This window comes from Pseudoalteromonas sp. HM-SA03, from assembly GCF_002289345.1.
Lineage (GTDB): Bacteria > Pseudomonadota > Gammaproteobacteria > Enterobacterales > Alteromonadaceae > Pseudoalteromonas.
The window spans coordinates 40,091-61,555 of record NZ_NSDG01000028.1 but is presented as its reverse complement, the minus strand read 5'-3'; the positions used below and the strand labels follow the sequence as shown (position 1 = coordinate 61,555).

The 21,465-nt window shown below is 43.9% G+C and carries 11 protein-coding genes; 2 read left to right on the top strand and 9 right to left on the bottom strand.

The annotated features are described in order from the left end of the window. Positions 1-4 precede the first annotated feature (4 nt). The gene (locus CKO50_RS23905) at positions 5-166 is read left to right on the top strand and encodes a hypothetical protein (RefSeq protein WP_017217812.1); all 162 of its coding nucleotides are present in this window, start codon (positions 5-7) and stop codon (positions 164-166) included. Between the two features lie 71 nt (positions 167-237). On the opposite strand, the gene CKO50_RS05405 is transcribed toward CKO50_RS23905, so the two are convergent. Beyond that, a complete protein-coding gene (locus tag CKO50_RS05405; protein WP_095727331.1) occupies positions 238-1,254 on the bottom strand; it encodes a CDP-glycerol glycerophosphotransferase family protein in 1,017 nt (338 codons plus the stop codon). Positions 1,255-1,368: 114 nt separating this feature from the next. Continuing rightward, the gene (locus CKO50_RS05400; protein ID WP_303621305.1) at positions 1,369-2,415 is read right to left on the bottom strand and encodes a nitronate monooxygenase family protein; all 1,047 of its coding nucleotides are present in this window, start codon (positions 2,413-2,415) and stop codon (positions 1,369-1,371) included. Positions 2,416-2,506: 91 nt separating this feature from the next. Between CKO50_RS05400 and CKO50_RS05395 the strand changes: the two genes are divergently transcribed. Then, positions 2,507-2,686, top strand: coding sequence for a hypothetical protein (locus CKO50_RS05395; protein ID WP_095727329.1), 180 nt, complete (start codon positions 2,507-2,509; stop codon positions 2,684-2,686). 11 nt (positions 2,687-2,697) lie between these two features. Here CKO50_RS05395 and CKO50_RS05390 read toward each other — a convergent pair whose 3' ends face one another. From CKO50_RS05390 to CKO50_RS05360, 7 genes are read right to left on the bottom strand one after another with little or no spacing between them, the layout of a single operon-like run. After that, positions 2,698-6,765 carry a poly-gamma-glutamate synthase PgsB gene (locus tag CKO50_RS05390; RefSeq protein ID WP_095727328.1) on the bottom strand — a complete coding sequence of 1,356 codons (4,068 nt, stop codon included), beginning with the start codon at positions 6,763-6,765 and terminating at the stop codon, positions 2,698-2,700. After that, positions 6,755-10,978, bottom strand: coding sequence for a TonB-dependent receptor (locus CKO50_RS05385; protein ID WP_095727327.1), 4,224 nt, complete (start codon positions 10,976-10,978; stop codon positions 6,755-6,757). Before CKO50_RS05385 ends, CKO50_RS05390 begins: the two co-directional genes overlap by 11 nt. Then, positions 10,957-11,709 carry a hypothetical protein gene (locus CKO50_RS05380; RefSeq protein ID WP_095727326.1) on the bottom strand — a complete coding sequence of 251 codons (753 nt, stop codon included), beginning with the start codon at positions 11,707-11,709 and terminating at the stop codon, positions 10,957-10,959. The genes CKO50_RS05385 and CKO50_RS05380 overlap by 22 nt, the downstream gene beginning before the upstream one ends. Continuing rightward, positions 11,696-13,948, bottom strand: coding sequence for a hypothetical protein (locus CKO50_RS05375; RefSeq protein ID WP_095727325.1), 2,253 nt, complete (start codon positions 13,946-13,948; stop codon positions 11,696-11,698). The genes CKO50_RS05380 and CKO50_RS05375 overlap by 14 nt, the downstream gene beginning before the upstream one ends. Then, complete coding sequence (locus CKO50_RS05370; protein WP_095727324.1) at positions 13,935-17,039, bottom strand: poly-gamma-glutamate biosynthesis protein PgsC/CapC; 3,105 nt, start codon at positions 17,037-17,039, stop codon at positions 13,935-13,937. Before CKO50_RS05370 ends, CKO50_RS05375 begins: the two co-directional genes overlap by 14 nt. Beyond that, on the bottom strand, positions 17,040-19,013 hold the full coding sequence (locus CKO50_RS05365) for a hypothetical protein (RefSeq protein ID WP_095727323.1): 1,974 nt from the start codon (positions 19,011-19,013) through the stop codon (positions 17,040-17,042). It abuts the gene before it with no gap. 15 nt (positions 19,014-19,028) lie between these two features. Next, positions 19,029-21,233: a CapA family protein gene (locus CKO50_RS05360; protein ID WP_255229437.1), complete on the bottom strand. Its 2,205-nt coding sequence runs from the start codon at positions 21,231-21,233 to the stop codon at positions 19,029-19,031. Between the last annotated feature and the right edge of the window lie 232 nt (positions 21,234-21,465).

The following is a 21,465-nucleotide window of genomic DNA, read 5'->3' as shown; positions in this document are numbered from 1 at the left end:
GAAAATGAAATTGAAATTTAAAAAAACAGCATTAAAACAATTAGATAAAAAACAAAGCTTGCCTCAAGAGCAAACACCAAACATCGCTGGTGGTGCAAATAGTCGTATTCCTTGTCGCCCGCCTTTGACGGAAACTGGTAACCAATACTGGCAGTGCGATTGTTAAGGTGAGTGATAAATTAACTTGCATAAGCTCACAGTAAAGTGAGCTTTTTTATTTTCGAAAAGTAACCTGTTTTACTTTATCTTTATGTAATTCAATGCTTTACGTATTTTGTAACGCCTCAATAAATTAAGCGGTTTACGCTTTAATCCGGCAGCAATTACAGTCTCTGTTGCTACGAGTATGCGCTCAGCGCTTTTTCCATCGCGGTAAGGGTGCACTCGCTGAATATATTGCTCAATACGTTCACTTTGTGCCTCGGAGAGGCTGAGTGCTTGTTTAACTGCTTCAGATAGTTGGCCTGCGTCGGTAATATTGATTAACGCATCTTGAGGTTGGTGATTATTAAAAGTGATAACCGGTTTACCAATTAGTAGTGACTCATCAACGGCGCTAGAGGTATCAGAAATCACCACATCGGCTTGCTGAATGAGTGGAATGAGATTGTCATTTCCGGCGATTTCAAAGTCGCTGATGGTTTCAAGTTCTATGTACATCTGTTGCCACTGCTGTTTCGTCTTAGGATGAAACTTAAGTTGGACTTTGTATTTTCCTGACTCTGCGAGCTGCTTGATTTGTGCATGTAATGCTTCAAGCGATGTGAGGTTCGGTGAAAAAGTAGGAGCGTACAGTATGACTGGCTTTTCATTCTCTTGCTTGGTGTAATCAAAATAAGGGTCTAGTTTTGGCCAGCCAGTTTCAATCACCGAGAAATAACCATGTTTTTGTGCAAGTTGGTTAAATGGCGCAGTGGTAATTGGGCCGTGAGTACAATACAAATCGAAGAAACCGCGGATCCCAAAGTGACCTTTCTTTTTATATTCTAATCCATGAAACACTTGCACTTTGGCGCCTGGAAAAAAGTCAGGAACAACGTTTCCAGGTACAAACACAGCTCTGGGATTAAACGCCTTTACATCATCTACGCTCAGTAACTCTGCTTCGTCTGGTGCAAGTGAACTTGAATTTACATCTTTACCTTTTAAAAACCATTTCACCACGTCACCGTTAGCACGGATAGCGTTTTGGAGGGGTCTCAGAATGGCAAAGCTATATGGCTGCTCAATGTAGAAAAGATAATGTTTAGGCATTGAAAGTCACTTATAAAATCAGAATTTATGGCCAGCACTTGAGTGGCACAACTAGGGCCAGAGCGATACTAAGCAAGATAATACCGCTTTTACCGCGCTAATACCAAACATCAGTTACTTGGCTGTAATCTTGCCGATACGTGAATGCACCCCAGTGGCTTGGGCCATCATGTTATCCATTAAGGTTTGTACTGATTCGATCTCTCTAATTAAGCCTTGAGATTGACCAATAAACTGCACGCCATAGTCTAAATCTCCGTGGATTGTGGCGGCTTCAAGCTTTTCGGTGGCGGCACCAAAGAGCGACAGCATTTTAATTTTATCGAATTGAGATAACAGTCCTAGTAGTAGTTTCCATAAGGGCATGTCGACCATTTTGGCGGCCTTAAATGATTTTATGGTGGCCATGAAAAAGTTCATCGGGCGGCGCGTTGCTTTTTCAGCCATGGGGGTTTTCATTACTCGAGCATAAAGACCGTCGAAGTTTTTGGAATAAATCGTCTGTTCAACGTCTTTTTCCACAACGGTATCTTTGACATGTTGATGCAAAGGGCTTTCTTTAGATGTCGCAAAACGAGAGCCCATCGCAACGCCCTCTGCGCCAAGTGCTAGCGCGGCGATAAGTCCTCGACCATCGGCAAATCCCCCCGCGGCAATTACAGGTATATCGACAATATCGACTATGCTCGGCACTAAACACAGTGAAGTTGCCTCACCACCATGGGCTGCGGCTTCATGACCTGTAACTAATAGCGCATCAACGCCAGATTTTTGTGCTGCCAATGCATGCTTTTGCGTCACCACAGTAGCAATGACTTTTCCGCCGTAGGCTTTAGCTGCTTGTACTAGCCAATCGCCTTTTCCTAAAGAAAAATTGATAACAGGCACCTGTTCTTCTAATGCAACTTTGGCATTTTCTTTGGCGCCCGGCATCATTAACGTCACACCAATGCCAAAAGGTTTATCGGTGAGTTCACGAATTTTTCGTATTGCTTGACGTGTCTCGTCCTGACTGAGCGGGCCCGTGGCTAAAATACCTAAGCCACCAGCATTGCTCACTGCCGCAACAAGCTCAGGGACAGAAATCCAGCTCATGCCGGGTAATATAATGGGTTTTTCGATGTCAAATAATTCGGTGATAGCAGTTTTCATCATTGTTATTCTACTGGTCAGATGTGTTTATGAGCATAGCTGGAATTTTGCTTGAAGTGAATACTGGTTGTAAGATACCTGTTTAGAAAGAGGAGCTAAGATGAACGTAGTTATATTATTAGTGAGTTTAGTCATCGCATTGGTTGTCTTGATACCGCTGTTGGAAAAGTATCAGCAGCGCTTAGGGCTAGATAAAATGCAAAAGTATGCCAAATATGTACTGCCTTTATTAATGGTGACGCTGATCATTAAACTTATCTACGTTTTGGTGGCCGGGTAACAAGCGCCGAGCTATTTTTTGCGGCGCTTACCATTTTGTAACTTCAACCATCCCGGTTTTTGCGAACGATTTAATTCACTTAAAATAAGGGTTGCCTTTTCTATTGTGATCCTAAAGTCGGCGATATCTTTGTATACCTGAACTGCTATTTTCTTTCTTTTTACCGCCGCGCCGGCATCTAAAAATGACTCGACCAATTTATTCAAAAAGCGTGTTAGCGGCGAGCGAGCTCGGGTATTATCTTTACTTTCTAAGCGTTGCGTTTGTTGCTCTAGTTTGCGCTTTATTTGCGTTAATTCAGCTTGACTAAATTCGCTTTGGGCATTGGGCAACGCTTCGAACAAGTCGAGCTTGTCAGCTAAGTATTGGCATTCAATCGCGCTGAGTTCCTCTTGTTGTAAAATTCTACTTAAGCCATTTCTAAACTCAGTTTGTGTCACGCTGCGGCGGCTCAGACGCTCGCAATGCTGATTAAACAGTTGCCACTTTTGCCACATGTAAACATAGCCTAATCCCGCTCCTTTGATATTTTGCATGCCGACGATAATTTGATGTTCATTTGGTAGTGCTTGTCTTGCAATGACTTGGGTTAAGGCATCAGGCTTGATGTCGCTATCATGCACTAACGTACATTTGAGTGTGGCAAGTTGTTCTGCAAGCGCTGCTGTTTGCGAAAGCCTGGTACTTAGGTCTTCAACTTCCAAAAGCGACTGAGCAATCGTCCAGGCTTCAAAACGCTTTAGTGTGAGCCGGTGTGCGTCGTCTTCGTTATTAAGTTGCGACTGCAGCGAGTCGAAGCTTGAAAACGCAGACTCAGGCAGCTTGGTTGCCGTAGTATTTAATGATGCGATAAGCGCATCTCGCGATAAAGTGAGCCTAAAGCGCGCAAGTAAATTGTGCAGTGCATTGTGGTCGTTATTGCTGAAAGTACTGTGTAAGAGGTTTTCTAGTGCAACCATAAAGTATTTAAAAAAGCCACCGATATTGGTGCCTATCACCACAACGGCATCAAAATGCAGATCATTGGCCAGAATGTTCGCAAATACTTGCGAGCGCGCGACACGGTCGTTGCGATTATTAATCAGTGCAACAATTTGCCCCTGCTTTCCCTGTTCGATGATGTTTAGGCGTTTCCAGTTTTCTATCGTTGCAAGGCGTTCGTTGGCTGACATGCTATTGATAAAGCTTTGACTGATTGCACCAATCTTTGCGGTCGTAAATTGCTGGAGCACGCCAACATCGGGAATTACTCTAGAAGCCGTTTCTTTGAACACATAGTCTTTATTGATGCCAATATATTGCGCCATCTTACAGACTAAGGCGATGTTATCCTGATGTTCAACATAGGGGTATTTTGCGAGAATGTCAGGCGTTATTTGATACCCATCGCCCCAATGAACTTGAATGAGCGACGTGTTTTTTTGCTCCGCCGCCAAGTTGAGCACGGAGGCCATATTCTGCTCAGCAGTGAATACTTGGGTGTTGTAGCCCAAAAAGGCAGACATTTCTTTTGCCACATCCAAGCCTGTTGGGCCCAAAATATCTTCATGATCTGGATAGGCATTAGTAATGGTAGCAAAATTATCTTTCATCCAGCGAACTAGAATTTTTACATATCTAGGAGTCAGGCCCATACATTCCCATAGGAAAACGTCCGCTTTTACCTGTTTTGCAAAATGTAGCACATCAGCTTGCTCCCAAATACTTGCTTTGTCGAAAGGCCGAAATAGCGGGATCTCATATTGCTCACCAGAAATTTTTGAATAGATAAGCATCGCTTCACAGCCTGTGGTTTTGCTTACGACTCTCAATGCCAAGCTACTAAATAAAGCAGATTTAAGCCTCTCGGTTCCTGATTTTCCTCGTGTTCCCCAGCCGCCAATGGACACCGGAATGTGTTTGCGATTCTGCTTTATTCTTTTACTGACATAAATATGTCGAGTCCAAAAGTAGCTAATAAATGCAAGCACAAAGAAAACTAGCTGCGAAATACTATTTTGATAAATGGCATCGACGTATTCTTTAAAGCTGCTCCAAATGGTGAGTAGCGCTGAGGTAACACCAGTGCGAGTATAAAGTTGTTGAATGTCTTTCGCGACAGGGAATGATGTTTTTGCAATGTCGCCATAGGCACAAAAGTGCAGCGAAAATCCAAGCGCGTTAAGCGTGTCTAGATATTTACCTTGCTCAAACTCATTGCCTTTTCGTAAGCGGTCTAGCTCTGCAAACTGCCATGTTATGGCCCAGTACGCCTTAAGACGTCGCCACAAAGTAGATGGCGGAGTGACGGCTAAAATACCATCCGGCGTATAGGTTTTGGCGTCTTCTTTGCTATGGTCATTGGTCAGTACACTTAGCAAAAAGTCGAGTAACGGTAGATGTGGCCGACTCGTTTGTTCGGCGATATTAAAGAGTAACTCTCCCGGCACTTTTGTTTCGCTAATTTCCGCGGTAGTGCAGCTAGGAACGTGGATCGATACGCTAGGCTTTTTCGCTTTGGTATGAGAGTAGCTTTGACGTTTATCGGTACTTGGTTGCCTTATTTCGTGTATTACTCGCCATAATCTTCTTGCTTGATGATAGCCTTGTTGGATACGCCAGCCAGCTTTTGTTTTTGAGGCATTAAGACTTTGACCGCGCTGTGCAATATAAGAAAGCGAGCGGCCTAGTTCATCACGAGACCAAGTAGCCAGTGCGTCACTTTGTTCGTTGGCTTCAAGAGAAGCATTGAGCTGCGCGATGATGGCTTGATGATAGAAGCTACCTAGCTGCTCTCTGGCTCTGGTGATATAACGGCAAACGGCGATGCTTGTTTCCCTAGATAAACAGTCATTTAAGGTATCAATAAACCGTTTGAAGCAGAGTTCGACTTGATGTGATTCAAGTTGCATATTCAGCATGATGCGCGCGCTTTGCTCAAGCGCTAAGCGTTTGAGCTGCATACTAAAGTCGCCGGTTAGTACGCGTTGCCACAGTAAAAATGCAAAATCGTGCTGACAAAAGCGGTCGGCGGATAGCTGTTTTATCAAGGTGAAGCGCACGGCATTTTCACTCTCTTGCTCAAACCGTTTGGCGATTAACTCTTGTGCAAACGGTGTGGGATAAAACTCGATAAACTCTAACGTAACTTGACGCACTCTAGGTAAGGTATGCTCGCTGAGCGCACAAAGCATATTGAGATCTTTTTCCGTAAGCTTTGGCTGGCTGACAATAATTTTAGGAAAGATACTCAGAATATAGAGTACTTCGGCATCAACTTGCTGACTATTTTCAATGTCGTTCGCTTCCTCAAGCAAGGCCCACATATAGGCACGAATAAAGGTGGGACGTTGATGTATTAAGATCTCTAAAATATCGACGGTCGCCTGATAGGGCATATTGTCAGACTCAAGCAGCTCAATAAGTTTGGCGATAAGCTCGGCGTCTAACTCCGAGTCGACTTCATAGTTGTTTAAGGTTGCGACCATATTAACCAATGCACGGATCAAGCCATGACGAATATGTTGATTTTGGCTATGGGCAAGTAAATTTAAGCAAAATGGCTGTAAATCCAAGCGTTGCCAGGCATTTTCTAGGGTATCGTGGTGAGTACGCAAATATCGATTCGTTAGCACCCCAAGTTTGGCGATTAAAAACTTAACCTGTTGTTCAATAGCGGCAACTTGATGTTGATATCGAGCAACGACAGCGCCTTCGTCAAACCATCGTGAAAATGCTTTCTTATCTTGTTCTAATGCGGCTTTAGTGGTGCCAAGTTCTTGAGCATAGGCGATAATATGAAGCTCTTTTTCGCTGGCAAATTCAGACTTAGCAATGCGCTGTACAAATCCGGTGTGGGAGACCTCAAGCAGCAAGATTTGCTCATGTAGGGTCTCAATTTTATGCCGCAAAAAGGCGATAGATTGAAGTACCAGCCAGTCGGTTTTATCCTCGTTTTCAGGGCGGTTGTAAATGAGTTCCCATGCGCACAATTCGTCGATCAATGCACTGTATTTATGTTGATACAAATTTAGCCAAAACTTTTCAGTTTCGGCAAAAAATAGGGCTTCTAATTGACTCTTTAAGGCTTTAGCGCTCATGTAAATCTTGCTCTAATAAGTGACTTAGCTGTAACGATTCAAAAATAATTTCGTCGTGAGCATAGGGGGCAAAAGCGGTTTGCTGTAAATTGCCTAAACGTACCTGTAGCCCAACTTGATGGGTATTGTTAAACCAGTCTTGAGTCCAAGTTACGCCTAACCAACCAGCGGTGTCGTGACTAAAGTCAAAACCCGTTTGCCAACCCAATTGAGTTAAGTATTGCCATGTTGGATTGGGGCGGTTCTGATCGGCAAATACATAGCTTGATGTTAATCCAGCATGGAAAATATGGCCTTGATAAAATTGATACCAATCAAATGAAAACAGTGCATTGTCAAGCGTTTGCCAATCTTGATTTGACGTCAGTGTAACCCCAGAGCTGAAGTAACTATCAACCCAAGGCTGATAGCGCAGCCCAGCATGCGCTTGCCAGCCATGCTTGTGATTATTACGGTAAAATGTATACATATCAGGGCCAACTTGCTCGTCTGCAATAAACTCTTCCTTGCTGATACTGGTGTAAGTGTAAAACGGCTGCCACCACCAAATGCTTCTAAAACCGCTGTTATAACGGTGAATTTGGCCAAACTTTACCGACATACTAGAGCTTAAATGGGTTTCACTGATTGCCGTTGCATCCTGCCAACGATTACGTACCCTAGCTTCTGCAAACCAGTTCGACTGCTGTGAGAGCCAATCGTATTGACCATTGATAGAGAAGGTGTCTTGGTAATGATTATCCATCGTGTAGAAGGTATCGATGCGGTACCAGTTATTCTCATCCTTCACTCTCAATGACAAGCCTAAGTCGAGTGTGGTACGGCTAGAGTTAGGATCTGTTGCTTGTACAATGTTGTCGCTATCAATATTCAAAAAGCCTTCAATGCCAGTGCGACTTTCATCAGTTTCAATGCGAGCTTGCTGAAATACGGGTTCAGCACTTGTTGGTGTTAACCGTTGTTTTGCTTTTAAGAACATTGGCACTTCAGGTACTAGGTTAACGCGATGCAATGTTGGACTTAACGCCCAGATAGACATGCGTGCTAACGTTTGCTGTTGTTGGCCGGTTAGTGAGACTTGTCCTGCCGGGTGAAAATAGGTGGCTTCATTTCTAATACCATCGGCAAAGGTTTCAATTTTTATCAGGCTATCTCGAATTAATTTCGCCGTGATTGGGGTTGTTTCATCAGAGCGATAAAAAATCTGCCTCGTATCCAAGGGGATATCATGCCATTGACCTTGGCCAAAGTATTGCGGACGTACGCTAACGCTTTGCCCCGATAAAGGGTTGAGCCAACGCAATTGCAATAGTCCTTGTCGCGTCTCAACTTGTTTAATGCCGTAATAGAGCGGTTGGGTTGGCTGCAGCGAGATCACATCACCTTGACTTGGCCCCACCAGCTCTACATTAGCAGGCGGTGCCACGATTTGCTTGGCGGAAGAGTAAGCAAACTTTACTCTTACTTGAACTTGTTGATACTCAGAAAAATCAATAGTCAGTATTTCGTTTGCTCTGAGTGGCAGGCCTGACGGCTGATTTTCTGTGAGGTGTGCGGTGATCTGGTCACCAACGCTTTGCGCCGCAAGCGTATCAACTTTTACCTTTTGTGTGCCCACATAACTTGTGTATTGTTCCGCAGCAAGCCATTGACCGTAGCGCATCAAGCGGGCATATAAATCGGTTAAAACGGCGTCACCCGATAGGCTTGGGTGAAGACGTTGAAGGACTCTATTGTAGTCTTCGTTTGTTAGTGATTGCTGACTTAGTTGATATAAAGTATTTACGGCAATTTCTCTAGCGCTGAGCTCATTAGCTAGAAGTAAATCAGCGCCACTAACCAGGTGTGCAGACCGCTCTGCATTTGCGAGAATGTTCGAAGCTTCTGGTTGCACTTTGATATCCACAAACAAATCGTTTTCGCTGAAAAGGGTGAGGCTTTCATTCGCTGCTAACTGGATATATTGCTGTGATGCAATAGATAACCGAGTGGCTTGTGGCTGCAATTGTAAATTTGCTGCAATATCACTAAATATGGGTAAAAGCCGGGTTTTGGCGTCATGTTCATACAGTAACCATTGGGTATTTTTGTATTGTTGCCCTTGGTAAGCAGCACGTGCACTTAGCTTGACCGTCAAAGGCGTTTTAGCAACCAGTCTGATTGGTTTATCTGAACTTAGCGGGTATAGCTCAGTTTGATTATCCAGTGACTCCACGGCTTGTAGGCCATAGTGACTAAGGCTGTATTGTGGTTGGGTCAGTTCATTTGTTTGAATTACAGCCACTTGCTCGGCTTGTTCAGGTGTTAACATCATTTGCTGACTGGTCCACAGCGCCTCTTGCACAATTTCTGAGTCAAGCAGATATGTCAACAGGATATCATCGCATTGATATTGTGTAATATCCGCTCCGTAGGCGGCGCACAATAGGCTAGCTTGAACATTTTCGCTCAGTACTAAGTATCTCGTGAGTAGCTCATTGGCAGCGTATTCTCTTAAAGACTGAGCGGTGCTTTTAAGTAGTGATTTTAGTAGTACCTCAGCGTTTCCAGTGCGTTCTAGCTGAGTCAAAATAGCAATATTAAGTTGCCAAGCCATTAGCATAACTTGCTCACTATGACTGCTCAGATACGGCTTCAGTTTTGCAAGTGCAATGAGTGGTTTAGTCTTTGCTACGATTTGCAATTCTGCAAGTACTTTGGTGGCAGTAAACAGGCTATGGCTGTCTGACCTAACACTTAGCTCTGGTGCGTTCAACCCGCTGAGAGATAAATTATAAGTATCTGCTCTATTTTGTTTGCTTCTTGCCAGCAGGTCTCGGATAAGTGACCCTCTGGATAACGCTTCCTGCGTCATAGGTAAGAAGTCGGGAAATGGTTGTAAGCGGTTTACTGCAGCAGCGATATCAAGCGCTTGCTTAGCACCTTCTATCGTTATAATTGCCGATGCTGGGTTTACCTTTAGGGTAAGCCTTTGAAAGTGGCTGCTAGGTGTAACAAGCAGCGAGTGTTGATCATGTTCGCTGGTGATGGTTAAGCGCTCTTGCGTTTTTGCTCGAACATATAGAGTAATCGCGTTATCAATTCTTGGTATGTTCTCAAGGTTATAATTAAGCGGCTGAGATGACGTTATGTAATTCACTCGCTGCGCGCTTGAGGTGAGCAGCACTTGACCAGAGGCCGTGCGGCTGCCCAGCGTCACTCCGCTTAGGGCAACATGATGAGTGAGCGATTGGGGAGAGCTTGGCGTTAAAAAATACACCGTAGAGGCAATATCGTTAAGCATTTGCTTACGCTTAACAGGCATTGCTGTGTCTTCAACGTTAAAAACGAGTGACGAAGTATCACCATTCATGTATAGGGCGCTAAGCTGCTCGTTCAGCTGTTTATTCCAATATGGATTAAATAACGACTCTTGCTGCTTTATTCCTGCATTGTCGTCGTAAATACCACGGTGCATTTGTAGTAAGTTAAGGTAGGTAGGCACCGATGTTGTGATAGTGAGATAACTACCTTGCGGGACAGCAATATAATCTTGGTTAGACAAGCCGACTTTAGGCTCAAGATACTCGTCCGCTTGGATATCTGATATTGCAATGGTGCTGATAACCTCACCATTAACTTTAATCGTGACGGTGCCATTTTGCGCAATCGCGTGCAGATCTTTTCGAACTTCTAGTTTGAGCTTTTTAGCGTGCTCAAAGAACACGCTTGTCACTTGTGTAGGTTGTAGGTGAAACCAGCGCTCTGTATCTTGCGCTAATTGCAGTATTTGGTCGTCAAGCCCTGGCAGTCTGAGTGCTCTTCGATACGGATCTCTGTGGCTGTGCATGCTGCCTTGCCAAAGCGCGAGAGATTGAGGAGCATCACCATTGTAAGCAACCTCAATTAAGCGGTTTTGGGCTGTTGCACTCAGTTGGCAGCGGGATTGAATACATAACCAATCGGACGTTGGAATGGCACGTTGTAGTTCCGGGGTTTCCCCTGCAAAAAATTCGAATTTATCGAGGGCACTTGGTGTCGTTACTAACCACGCGTGACTTGGCAAAAACAGCCACGCTTTTTGCTGCGGTGTAAAGTGTTTGTTAGCATTGGCTTGGGTAAATTGCATACGTGACAGATCAACCCATTGGGCAGCCGTTTGTATCCCTACCTCATTGGCTCGGGATATCGTTGCAAACAGCAGTAGTGTCATTATAAAAGTGATTGCACGCATTGAGTAAACTGCTCTAGTTGTTGATTGTTATTAATTAATTGCTTTCTTGTTTGATAGCTTAGCTCAATATGGATAAAGCTATATTCAGGAAGCGCAAGCTGATGCATGATATTTTGCGTCCCGCCAAGTTCTTGCACTTCTTGAGGGTAAATCAGCGCCCGATAACCTTGCTTAACAAGACAAGACTTCAATTTCCATAGTGTGTCGTCGTTCGTTTTGCCTTGGCTCAAAATTATTTCGCTTAGTTTACCGCCGTCGGTTTTTCGCTTTTTCTGACTAAACCCATGTATTTGGAACACTTTTGCTGTTGGGTGTAAAGATGTAAAAGCTACGATAGCTGAAGCGTGAATATTGTGAGGTTGCTTGGCGTAATCAGCGCTTTGTGTTGTGTCATTGTTATCGTATCTGTGTTTTGTGTTGTTCAGTAACACTTGGCAACTGTGCTGGAAAATGTGCTCACCAATGGTCAGCGTATGTTTATCATGAAAGCGGTGTGGAACAGACACCACGCAAGGCCGATGCTTTGGCGCATACGTGACTTCGCCATGCGCTTCACTTTGAGACTTTGGCGTCAATGTAAACTGCTCTGCTTGGTGCACTAATTGCCAGCCATCGAGCTCTACAGGTTGGTTAAACCATTGCGCCATTTTGCTGCTGTCGGGAATCGCAGCGTTAACATTCAATGACAGGCACAATGTAATGTAAAGTGCATAGCGACTAAGGTGTCTCATCTTGCCACCAGTTTAATGTTGCATCAGGCTGTTCATGTTCCTCTAGTACACTTATCCAAACATCATGTGAAAAGCTAAGCGTCATGGTCTTAGGCGATGTTAAGTCTTGAAACAGTGGCAAAGTAATACTTGGGTACTCGTACAGCTCTGCGTGATTAGGGTTAAAAAACATCCTCGTTTGTGCTGGGTTTAGATGTAGTACAAAATGTTTAGCTAAAATGGTGTATTCATCGCTTGGGGTGATTACCTTAGTGCTATCCAGAGCAGTTGCTACCGTAATTTCATCTAGAAGGTCGGCACTAAACACTTTGACGACCAAAGCGTTAGGTTGTAAGTTATTCTCACTAACAGCAACTGTGAGTGGCGTTGCTTTCGCCACTTTGTACAGGCGGATCTTCCGCACGGTTCTTGGGAACCCTTGGTTGATGAAAAGTGCTTGGGTATTAGCTAACTCCTCTATTTGTAAGCTGTTTAGCGGAACTTCAAATAGCGTTGGTTTACGCTTTTGCTTTACAATCACACTGCTTGGGTAGTTTGTGGCTTCACCGAGCTTAAAGAGTGTAGATTTAGCTACCTGACGATATTCAAACTTCATTTGCGGTACTGAGTTATCAAAGTAAGCTTGTTCAATGGGCACCAACGCGATATCTGATACAGCTAAAAGCTGATCCAAGTCTTTGGAGCGGTATTGAGGGAGCAAGTTAGGTACTTCTGGAGGCGCTTCAAATAAGCGCACCGATGCTATCTGCTTTTGTGTATGAAAGAGATAGTGATTGTCGGCCTTTTGGCTGAACCATGCGTCAACCCCCTGATAAATTGGACTTTCAGGGTCACACACTGGGTAGCAACGATGGCTCAGGTAATTAAATGTTGGGCTGCGGGCTTGCAGCTTCACCATCGCGTCTTCGGCTTCAATTTTGATTTGATTAACGTTATCTGGTATTGCCAAATAACGCTTCTCTGCGGTTGGTAAGGTTTGTCGCTCAGTGGTTTCAGTTATCAGTCTATCGTACAAAGCTTGCTCCGCCGTTGCGGTAAAAACATAGTCCTTGATCCGCTCATTGTTGCTATAGAGGCTCACAGAGAGAGTGCTGCCGATGGGGGCGCGCCACTCTAAAGCGATATCGCTTTTAGGAGAGACTTGATAGTAAACCGGCGTTTGCGCGTTGAGCATATAATAATAACTATGCAGCGGGACTATTGGGTCGACACCATTGCTAAATACCCGAATACTGGTGGGGGCGCTTGCGCTAATGGAAACAAGGCCTGCAGGTAAGTTGCTTAGTTTAGCCTGGGTATTGGATAGTTTCTCAGGCGTTAGTCGCTTTGGCGCGTCGAGTTGGCGTAAATCATGCCAAACAAGTGTGAGATTTGCTTTTTCGGGGTAGCTTAGCAAGTATTCCGTGTTTTCATAGACACGAAAACTGGCGTTCAGTTGCTCAGAAATATACAAGCTATCTAAGTCTAGCTGGGTCGAAAAATCATGATTAAGCACATTATAGGGGAGTGACTCGTATAACAAGTCAGCACGAAAGTCGATGTTAGGCACGCCCTGTGGCGCTAGCTTTTGCCAATCTAACATGACCGAGTTGTATCTTTCTTCGTTGGTTAAGGCGTTTTCACCTATAGTGTGGTAATTCGTCATGCGTTCACGCCACTCGGTTGGCCTTTTTAGCCATGCTTTGGCGGGGTCAGTAATACTGTTACTAGTTTGGGCATGGACGCGTACCACCACGCCTTTAAGCTGAGCATTTTCTGGTATCAGCTTTAGCGTGATAGTCGTAGCTTGTTGTAACTCTTCACGATTTAAATAAAAGGATTGCCCAGATGCCACCGCCAACGCTTCACGGTTTTCAATGATTTGTTTTACCTGTTGCTGAAAGTCGTTCGAGGCAGCTTTAGCTGCATGGTGATAAGTACCGCGATAAATAATGACTCCTTTTGCATCAAGTAACTGATATTCAATAGCATAGTTGACAGGCTGATCATCCAACGGCTGAGATTCGAATATCCCATTGGACAACACCCGAACAGACATGGTCCGAGACGGAGAAAAGGAAAACTTCAGTGTACTGTCGGTTTTTAGCCAATGAACATTTGAGCGAATATTAAACAAGGTCGAGGTATTTGAAGGCTCCGCTGATTTTACCCACACAAATAAAGTGACGGCGAACCAAACAAAAAGCAGCAGCAAAGCTGTAAAAATAGCAAATCGTAATATCTGCTTAATCCAGTACATAACGCCCCTCATGAACCGCTTTTGCATAAGTAGCTAAATCAATAACGCGATTTCTTCTTGGTAAGTATAGCGCGAGCAGTGCGTTATCTCGGGTAAACATTAATCCCAGCTCACCATTTCTATGCGTGCTGAAGGCGCTTATTTTACATTGGCTTTCAAATTGACAAAATGCTTGGAGCACCGGTAAATGTTGGGTAGTGGCATAACGCCGAGTGGCCACATTAAGTGCGTCAATAAATTGTGCACTGGCCTCATGCCAATCATTTGGAGAGAGGGTAAGCAAGTCGATTATTTTGAGTTTAGGTGTGTGTGCAACGGCTAAAAGTCGTTGCAATAAAGCATCGTTGGTAATGGCAAAGTGCGATTTAAAATCCGATGCCAACCACAGTGCTGCTAACTCACTCTTTGGTGCGAACAGCTGATATCCAGACTGCGGCGTAGTACCAAGCTCTAAGCCTCTTGTTGCTTGTTGTCCTAATACGGTTTGAGTATTAACTCCAAGATCAGCTAGCACCCTTTGTAGTGTAGCAATGGTGTCATTATGAATAGGGTTAGGCGTTGTAAATTGGTACGCAAGCGCTGAAGGTCTGATGCTTGCAGGCGCGCTATGACTGCGGATCTGTAAATTAAGTAAGGGGTTGTCATAAAAGTAGCGCTGTGCACTTTGATACACCACGTTAAATAATGACCGCACGTTGTCGGCTGCCATTACATTTGCATCTATGCTGGTATACGGATGAGCACCAGCGATTGCCAGTAACTTTGCATGGGTGGCCGTAAACAACTGCCCAGAAAACTCCAAGGTGTTACTTTCAAAGAGTGGTCTAGGCACCGCAATGGTGAGGGATGGTTTAGCCAGCAAGGCAATAAAGTACACCCCTTGACCCAAATCATAGGCAGATTTGGTATCTAAAGGAGAAAGTACAACGAATTGCCCTTGGTTATTTTCAACTAAAGTTAATTGATACTGTAATAGGTTTGCTACGCGATTTATCTGGCTCAATCTTACCTCAAGCGTTTCCGGCGTTGTCACTATCTCAAGGTTTTGGGTGATGGCAAATAGCGGCCTTAACACTTCATATTCCCACAGTGCAGCACTGGTATCGCTCAGTGCGCTAAATGCACCGCTGCCTTTGGCGCTAATGTGACTTGAAAATGCTTCAATAAGTGCCTGTATGCTCTCATCACTTGTGCTTATCTTATCTATGTCTTTGTCGATGCGTTGCAGGCCATATGCACTTAGCAACGACGAATAGCTATCCGAGCTTAAATACGCCTCAATCATCTGGCCATGGAATTGGCTGTAAGGTAAAGGTGCATTTGACGCGAGACCAAAGTGCGCATCGTTGATGTTAAACAAGGTAGCAAGTTCAGATTGTTGCACTGAGCTTGGCACACTGTTAAATATCCACATCTGTGCGTCTTCTTTTAAACTGTGTTGGTGCAACACCTGGCTTACTTGCCGATTAATTTCTCTGAGTTGGACGACCTCTGGAATATCCATCGCCATAAAAAAGTCACTATAGAACTCACTTTGTTTACCGTTCTTATCGCCACTTTGGTTAGGTCGTGCATTGCCAAACGCCATTGCTTGGCTTTGCCAATAGGAAAACAATATCCCACCAGCTTCGCTGGCAAGCCGCTCTGCAGTGGGGTAGGGGACGCTGATGATATGGGCTTTTTGAGCAGCTAAATTAATGATAAACAGACCGCGCTTGTGATCTTGTTGATTGTCTTTTATGACTAAAAATTGTGTCGTACGTTGCAAAGAAAAGTCGGCTTGACGCAGTAAGGTGGCGGCCTCGGCATAGTGTGACTCATTGTCCTGCTTAAGCAACCTAATTGCTTGTTTAAAGTGGCTACGTTGCTGCTCGGTCACATATTGGCTGACATTAACGTTAGCCGCATTTTGAGTATACAGCTGGCTCTTGTAATTACTGATCTCTTGGCTGAGTGTGAAATCGCTGGCTGTTTCATTTATCGCTAATGTATTAGTTTGTACGAATAGGCTTGGAATAACCATAATTGCAAAACCAATACAGATGGCGATAAAGCCACCAACAATTGAAGTTTGAAAAGTTGCACGGATCACAAGGCCTAGCGCATTTTTTTGGTAAATTTTAAGGGCAAGTAAGGTCGATAGCATGTAGCCAAAAGCAAAGGTATCGGTCACTTTTAAGGTTGGGAAGTAACCGACGACGACGTAGTTTAAAATCAGTTTGTAGACAAAGCCAATATTAAAAAACAGCAGCATGAGTCGCGCGCCTTCGATATTGGCGTGTTTTAAACGAGTAAAGTTTAAGACTACATATCCAAAGACTAAAATAATCGCTGTTTCTACGAATGATGTGAGCAGCTTGGTGGGTTGCATCAGTTGCAGAGCTAGCAACGCTGGCAGCATAATGCCATTAAATTCCCAGCCGTATTTTAAATTAGCCCTTGATGCGATAAAAGCGGTGATCACCAAGATAATATAAGCTTTAGGGGCTGCAATAATGGAGGCTGCAACAGCTTCGTACATGACGGCAAGATTGGCAATGCTAAAGTTGGTGAACGTCATCAATCCAAAACGAATGATAATATAGGTAACAATCAACTGAATAGCAGTGACTTTTATGCCATATTTAAAGCCGCCATTCCACATTACATTGGCGGTCAACGCGATGATAATCAGCCCTAGGCTATACAGCTGTGCGGCGTAATCAAAGGTGATATCCCATAGTGTTAAGTACGCGGCGACCAGCGGCCAAAACAGCACATCCATGGTAACTCGAACAATAATGCTTAACAAAACGATGGCAAAAAATCGGTCACGGCCAAACATTTCTGCATAGCCCAGTCGCTCCACAAGTGTTTTGGCAAAAAAGCGCATTAATCCATAAACGACAATGGCCTCAACAATGATCACCCAAGCCGATGTTGGGCTCACGATAAACAAAGGGACTAGGTAACCTGGAACCACTAAACCAGTTAACGGGAAGCCAAACCTAAGGTTGAAAAATGCGACAACCGCGATGCCTATCCAAACACACGTGATAACAGACTGCCCAAGTCCGCCCGCACTTGGGAATAGCATCAGCGTCCAGTCCATCTATTTCTCATCCCACTCTTCAGGCAAAAGTTGCTCGTTAACCGCAAGTTGTTCTGACAAGTGTGTTAAAAAGGCTTCTTTATCATCTAGCTGAGATAACTGCTCGCCAAGGTCAATAAATTCAAATAACACTCCACTGGTTTCAAATGGTGTGCTGGCGTTAAGGCTGGTTGATTGTTTGAGTAAGGCGCGAATGCTTAGTAAATAAGTTCGATTATCTAAATAGATGGGTAATACGATTTTGCCACGTTTTAGGGTTAAATAGCGCAGCTTTCCTTTAGCTTGCTCACTATCCATCTCGGTGCAGCAGCAAAGTAAGTCCAAAGCGGACATGTCGAAAATAGACAATTTATGTTCTCTAGCAAAGCCTTCAAGAGATTCATTTACCTGTACAATTTGGCCAAATAAGTTATATAAAATACTGGCACTGTGAAGCTGGTTGAAGACATGTTCCAGTGAGGTGAGCTTTTGATCCATCTCAGTAATTGCATTTTTGATTTTATGACTTAGAGGTTCTTTTAGAGAAAAAGTCAGCGCCCGAGTCAGTGTACTTTTGAGGTTTTTTTGCTCAGCAGAAAATACTTTATAGTGGAATAATAATTCACCAATTTGATGCGCAAAGAGATTCACATTTTTAACAAACGCTTGCTCATCAAAGCTGTCTTGAGGAGTGACGGTTAGCGCCCAAAAACCCCGAACATCTCCTGCGTACATCAAGGGTACGATATACTGCTGCTCATCGTCCGCTAGATGTTGGAAGAAAGGGCGGGTAATTTTGATAGCACCAAACGCTTTGATTGCATCTGAATAGGGTACTCGTTCGTAATCTCGCCGCATCTCTAAAATATCACTGAGTTGACAGTGTATTGCACGTATTTCAGTTACTCTGTGGTCACCCTCTAAGCGAGTGAGAAAGATACTTCTTTTCAAGTTGAGCTGCTGATTAACCAGTTGGATGATCGCATCCCAAGGTTCATTATGCTCAAGGAAGTGCCGTGGTAGATATCGACCCATCATACGTTGCTGGGCCAGGGTTATCAGAGATTTTAAGTTTTCTTCTTCTGACCATTTCAGTGAGATAAACACCCAAAGTAGCGTTAGCCATAACAAAGATAACAACTCACCAAGCGGCAACAACACGGAGTACCAACGATGCGCAGCAAGACCACTTATAATAAGTAATATGCTGGTGAATATCGCAATGACGACATTAGTCTTTGTCGCATTTCTTTGGTACCACACTAAGAAAAATATTGATGCTAGTACCATGAGTGCAACTATCGTCACTTTATTTAAAGGCTGAATAAAGCTGTCGGATGCAAAGCTGTTGGCGATAAATGCTTGTAGGTAAACGGGTGGAAGTTCTTGCGCGCCAAAATAAGCGCTACTATTCAAGCGTGAAAACTTTGAATGCTGAGCAATTAAGATGACCTTTTCGCTAAGTTGTGCTGTGAATAGGTCACCATCAAGTACTCTCTGTGCGCTGAATTTTGGTAGTGAATAATAAGGCAGCGAGTAGTCTATGATTTTGTTGAGGTATTCACCATGCTGCGGAAATATTTTATCCCACAGTATGTCACATGTGCTTGCTGGTGGTGCGAGGCTGATTGCACTGCCATACCAATTTTCTGTTTCCAATAGACAAACCGATTGTGTATTGAATGGATAGTAAATCGAGCCGTCGTTTTGTTGTGGTGAAAGTTCGGTATTTGCAAAGAACACAACGGCTTTTGGTTGATAGTCAGAGAGTATTTTTGCCAATTGCTGATGTTGTTGCTGTAAGTTTTCCGCTTCAATCACGACTACTTGCGTTGCTTGCGTGGTGTTGAGCTTAGAAAACCACTGTAACCCAATTAGGTTTACCTGTTTATATAAGCCCGATGCTGAGGCGATCAACAAAATAGCGAATAAGCTCATAAATAGCCAAAACTCACGTTGGCGTTTTATAAGGTTTAATTGACTAAAAACCGACATGCTTTATTTATTCTCTTATTGCTGGCTAAAAGTGAGAGTCAGCTCAGTCGTCTTCGCTACTTTTATTTTAATAAATTCTAGGCCATGAATTTGTGCGCTTTGCCACTGACCGCTTTGAAGCTGAACAGGGCGCTGCCACGAGATCATCGCAATATCATCTAAGAATAAGGCACTTTCACCGCTACTTGGTGGTGCCATGGAGAGGCCAAACTGGACCCCACGAGCAGGCAGTCCTTCATCGCCAAGCACAACGGAATCGTCAGGTAAGGTAATGTCTTGTCTAAACGTTTGCCACTCATAACTACCCGCAGGTTTTAATTGGGCCGTTGACTCAGAAAAGATCAGGCTATCTTCTGATGTTAAGATACGAATATCAGCCTTAAACTCACCAGCGTTCTCTCCTTTGGCATAACCAAAAAGCGAGAGTTCATGATAGGCCAGTGCTGTGCTCGGCGCTGGCGTAATAGGCATGGTACGAATAGTATGTTTGAACGGCACACGCGTTGGTGTTTCGTTAAACTGCGTTCGTTGTAGACAAAGTCCTTGTACGCCACGATATTTGCCGACTAAACAGGGCGTGATATCGTCAGCCTCAATCAACCAACGAGAGACTTCTCCTTTTTCGTCATCGCTGTCCCAGTCCTCAAAATCGCCAAAGAACAATAAGTCGCGACCAAGCACAAGCTCTGCTTGAGCATTACTAGAAGTGAGTTTGCTAAGGAACTCAGCACTGTTTGAATATTGGCGTAAATCAACAATGTGCTCACCGGCTTCCAAGGTAATGACTTTTTGATCGATTTCTTTTGCTTGAATAGGTTCATCAAAGGTGACTTCTGCAAATCCAGAGCGCAATGAGATACCAACTTCGGGTGAAGAAAATTCAGCGATACGTTTTAGTAGGGCATTGGCAAGGTCGCCACTTACAAACTTGGGTACATAGTCCTCTAGATAGACGGGATAGGCTTTTAATGCACTGATTTTAGGTGTGCCTGCAGTTTCTAACTCTATCACCGCTATCAGTCCTAAAAAGGTTTCAAGACGATTTTGCTCAAACACAAAGTTGCCTAGCCCAAGTATGCTTGGTACGCCATTGTATAAGCCAAATCCTTGCGCAACGTGAGGATGATGCGCAATCATCAAGTTAGCGCCATTTTTTGAAAGTAAATCAAAGCGGTTTGAAATATACGCCGTTGGTGCGTATGAATACTCGTCACCGCCGTGAAGCTGAGCCACAACAAAGCGGCCGTTGTTACTGGCTTGCACCACTGTTTCTTTCATGCCATTGGTATCAGTTAGATCGGCAGCTCCCCCTTTAGCGTCTGATGCCACATAAGTGACGGTATGTTGATCGCCTGTAATGGAAGTCGCAGACACAAAGTCGATGGTTGCTTCACCAAGGCTTAGACTATAGGGCTTAAATGCATCTGCCGCGCTTGTGCCCGCGCCACTGTGCCTAAGTCCTGCTTGCTCGACGTACTTCAAGGTATCGTTCAGTCCAGGTGCTCGATAGTCATAAACGTGGTTATTGCCAAGTGCGACATAGTCAATACCCAAATCATTGAGGGCAACTAATGACTCTGGCAGACTAAAAAATGCAAACTCTTTACTTGGATGGACCGTGGTTGGGTTTTTTAGGATTGGAGACTCTAAGTTAACCGAAGCAAAATCGACATGTTTAAATAAAGGATGCATAAACTGCACTAGGGCTTGGGCATCAGGTCCTGCGCTTTGGGGCTGGATAAGTCCGTCAGGGGTGCTGGGCAATGAATTCCCCATAGTAATGAGAGCTGGGTTGAAATAACGACGCCCAAACATGGTATCACCCGCAAAAAGTACGGTTTTTAGCGTGCTCGACTTAGCTTTTAGTTCAAGCGTGAGCTGCTGTTCATTGTTATTTTGATTCGCTAAAGTAAAAACCAGGGGTAAATAATCGGGGTGAGATATTTCTGCAACGTAAGCGCCGTACTTCAGAGCCGACAGGTCAAAGATACCATCGCTATTTGAGGTAAATGACAGAGCATTTATCGTGAGGCTGGCATTGGCGATGGGCATCGCTTCTGTGTTTTTCAGCAACACGCTTAAATTGGGTGTCTCGTTATCCCTATCTTGTTGGCTTTTATCTTCATCCTTATCTATTTGTGAAGGACCCGTTTCATTTGGATCCTCGACTGAGCAGGCCGTGAGCGAAAATAGTAATACTAAATTTAAAATTTTTTTCATTGTGACCAGCCTGCTTTCAAAAAAGATACATTATCCAGTTCTTTAGTATTGTATCTGTAACTCTTTATGCGTTGCAATCCTTTGAACAGGAATGTAAGTTTCCAAATCAAAAGCTTAACAAGCGCTGAAAAACGTCTTAAAAAACAACTTTTTTCAGCTCTTCATTAGTATAGAACAAGAATTTACAAAGATAGCTAAAATTCTGTTCAATATTCTTTACGTTTTTCTAGGC

What these genes read in the sequence shown, in the direction of transcription:
- CKO50_RS05365 (WP_095727323.1), bottom strand. Translation starts at nt 19,013, where the DNA reads ATGTCGGTTTTTAGTCAATTAAACCTTATAAAACGCCAACGTGAGTTT.
- CKO50_RS05375 (WP_095727325.1), bottom strand. Translation starts at nt 13,948, where the DNA reads ATGTACTGGATTAAGCAGATATTACGATTTGCTATTTTTACAGCTTTG.
- CKO50_RS05370 (WP_095727324.1), bottom strand. Translation starts at nt 17,039, where the DNA reads ATGGACTGGACGCTGATGCTATTCCCAAGTGCGGGCGGACTTGGGCAG.
- CKO50_RS05405 (WP_095727331.1), bottom strand. Translation starts at nt 1,254, where the DNA reads ATGCCTAAACATTATCTTTTCTACATTGAGCAGCCATATAGCTTTGCC.
- CKO50_RS05395 (WP_095727329.1), top strand. Translation starts at nt 2,507, where the DNA reads ATGAACGTAGTTATATTATTAGTGAGTTTAGTCATCGCATTGGTTGTC.
- CKO50_RS23905 (WP_017217812.1), top strand. Translation starts at nt 5, where the DNA reads ATGAAATTGAAATTTAAAAAAACAGCATTAAAACAATTAGATAAAAAA.
- CKO50_RS05380 (WP_095727326.1), bottom strand. Translation starts at nt 11,709, where the DNA reads ATGAGACACCTTAGTCGCTATGCACTTTACATTACATTGTGCCTGTCA.
- CKO50_RS05385 (WP_095727327.1), bottom strand. Translation starts at nt 10,978, where the DNA reads ATGCGTGCAATCACTTTTATAATGACACTACTGCTGTTTGCAACGATA.
- CKO50_RS05360 (WP_255229437.1), bottom strand. Translation starts at nt 21,233, where the DNA reads ATGAAAAAAATTTTAAATTTAGTATTACTATTTTCGCTCACGGCCTGC.
- CKO50_RS05390 (WP_095727328.1), bottom strand. Translation starts at nt 6,765, where the DNA reads ATGAGCGCTAAAGCCTTAAAGAGTCAATTAGAAGCCCTATTTTTTGCC.